Origin of the sequence: Sphingomonas sp. CCH10-B3 (assembly GCF_001556185.1) — a bacterium.
Taxonomy (GTDB): Bacteria; Pseudomonadota; Alphaproteobacteria; order Sphingomonadales; family Sphingomonadaceae; genus Sphingomonas; species Sphingomonas aquatica.
In genome coordinates, this window is record NZ_LSIJ01000036.1 from 1 (window position 1) to 1657 (window position 1657).

The following is a 1657-nucleotide window of genomic DNA, read 5'->3' on the forward strand; positions in this document are numbered from 1 at the left end:
CTAGCCCGGCTTATTCATCGGGTTCGGTCAGAAGGGTTGGCGGGAGTGGTTTAAGCGATTGCTTTGATGTAGGAAAATGGGTGTCTAGGCCATTCCTGCAGCGAGGCAATTTATGCCACGGACCACACCCGCCGGGAGCGATGATAGCGCGCCGGGATTTTCGTTTCCAGCGATCGGGCGCAAGAAGATCACAGCCGCGTTCGACGGAGGTCGGCTCACCTCGGATGGCGGTGTTCTGCTGCTGGCACAGGCCGAGCGCGCGATGGGGCTTTGCCGGCGGCTTGCGGCTTGCATTGCCGATCCGCGCGATCCTGCGCGGGTGATCCATCGCCTTGATGACATACTGCGTGCCCGCGTGTTCGCGATCGCGTGCGGCTACGAGGACGCCGATGATCTCGACGCTCTGCGTGACGATCCGGGCTTCCGCCTGGCGCTGGGCAAGCTGCCGGGATCGGGCGCGGGGCTGGCCAGCCAACCAACGATGAGCCGGTGGGAAAATGCGCCGACCACACGCGAGTTGGCCAGGATGATGTCCGCGATGATCGACATCTACTGCGCCAGTTACCCTGCCGCGCCGGCGGCGGTGACGCTGGATATCGATGACACCTGTGATGTTGTTCATGGCTATCAGCAGCTCTCCTTCTGGAACGGGCATCATGGCGAGCGCTGCTTCCTGCCGATCCATGTCTACGACACTGCCACCGGCCGACCGGTGGCGATGCTACTGCGCACCGGCAAGACACCGTCGGGCGCCGAAGCTGCCGGCCACATCCGGCGCCTGGTGCGCCATCTGCGCCGGCACTGGCCCGAAACGCACATCACCATCCGCGGCGACGGGCACTATGGCCGACCCGAGGTCATGGCCTTTTGCGAGCCGGCCGGCGTCGATTACGTGTTCGGCCTGCCAACCAACGCCGCGCTGCGTGCTGATCCCGAAATCGTCGCTGCCGCTGATGCCTGCGCGGTTAAGCGGGCTCAGCGCCAATACCCGGTCCTGCGCAACTATGCCGAGACCCGCTACGGCGCGAAGAGCTGGAAGTGCCAGCGCCGCGTCGTCGCCCGGATCGAGGCCAGCACGCTGGGCATGGATATCCGCTATGTCGTCACCTCGCTGGCCGAAGGCTCGGCTGAGCAAATCTACGACACCCTCTACTGCGCTCGCGGCAACGCCGAGAACCTGATCAAGCGCCACAAGACCCAGCTCGCCAGCGATCGTACCTCGTGCCGATCTGCCAACGCCAACCAGATGCGCATCATCCTGCACACCGCCGCCTACTGGCTCGTGTGGCGCATCCAGCAGGAAATCCCGAAGGCTGCCCCGCTCGCCGTTGCCGAGTTCGCAACGCTGCGCCTGCGATTGCTCAAGGTCGCCGCCCGCGTCATCGAAACCGCTACGCGCATCCGCGTCGCCTTCGCGTCAGCCTGCCCCGATGCCAGCCTGTTCAGAGCCATTGCCACCGGCCTCCGGCCGGCACCCACATAACTAGCCCGGCAGTGCCGCCGAAAGCCCAAGCCCTCGTCCTTCAACCTCGAAAAGCCCATTGATCCTGACGCGGTGAAAAAACGCCGCCGGAGGCGCTTGCCCTGATCACCCGGCGACCGACAAATCATGCTCGGACGAACCCAGAGCGGTGGCCTCATGAATAGTGGGGTCTAG

Annotated in this window: 1 protein-coding gene; it reads left to right on the forward strand. The window is 64.7% G+C overall.

Annotated features, from left to right (window positions below; genetic code table 11):
• Nucleotides 1-112: 112 nt before the first annotated feature.
• On the forward strand, nt 113-1483 hold the full coding sequence (locus AX672_RS07485; RefSeq protein WP_066650452.1) for an IS1380 family transposase: 1371 nt from the start codon (nt 113-115) through the stop codon (nt 1481-1483).
• Nucleotides 1484-1657 lie beyond the last annotated feature (174 nt).